Raw genomic sequence first — 701 nt, forward strand, 5'->3', positions numbered from 1 at the left:
TCTGCTGATACCGAGCCGCCGTATTTTTGCACCGTTTGGAATACCAAATCATTCACACTTTGGCATTTCTCAAAGAACTCATCTTTCGTTAAGTTCTCAGGCTTTAGGATATTTAAGTGCAAGTTACCATCACCAATATGACCAAACCAGCAAATCTCAAAGTCAGGGTAATTGGCGTTCACTACCTGCTCAATGTCTTTGATAAATTCAGGCACGTAGCTGATTAGCACCGACACATCGTTTTTGTACGGAGTAAAGACAGAAATGGTCTCTGAGATATACTCACGCAGTTTCCAAAGCTCAGCCGCTTGCGATAAGCTTTGACTCATCACCCCATCCACAATCCAGCCGTTCTCCATGCACTGCTCAAACATAGCCATGGCTTTGTCCATGATGGGCTCGTATGGCGCTTCAAACTCTAGCAGGGCATAGTATTTAGTACGGGCCTCAAATGGCTCTTGGACATGGCCGGTTGCCATAAGCTTATCAATAGCCACATCATCAAAGAATTCAAACGCAGTTAAGTCTAATTGAGACTGGAAAGCTGATAACACGTTCATCACGTGCTCAAACTCATCCATACCAAATACCATCACCGTTAAGTCCTGTGGCGCGCGCTCAAGCTTCATCTGAGCTTTAGTGACAATACCTAACGTACCTTCTGCACCGATAAATAAATGACGTAAATCATAACCGGTAGC

1 protein-coding gene is annotated in these 701 nt (G+C 44.4%); it reads right to left on the reverse strand.

Features of this window, described 5'->3' with window-relative positions:
* Positions 1–701, reverse strand: a 701-nt coding sequence (locus A1232T_RS03220) for an FAD-binding oxidoreductase (RefSeq protein WP_143513942.1), incomplete at both ends; no start/stop codon positions are given.

The sequence above is a fragment of the Psychrobacter pasteurii genome, assembly GCF_900162815.1.
GTDB lineage: Bacteria > Pseudomonadota > Gammaproteobacteria > Pseudomonadales > Moraxellaceae > Psychrobacter > Psychrobacter pasteurii.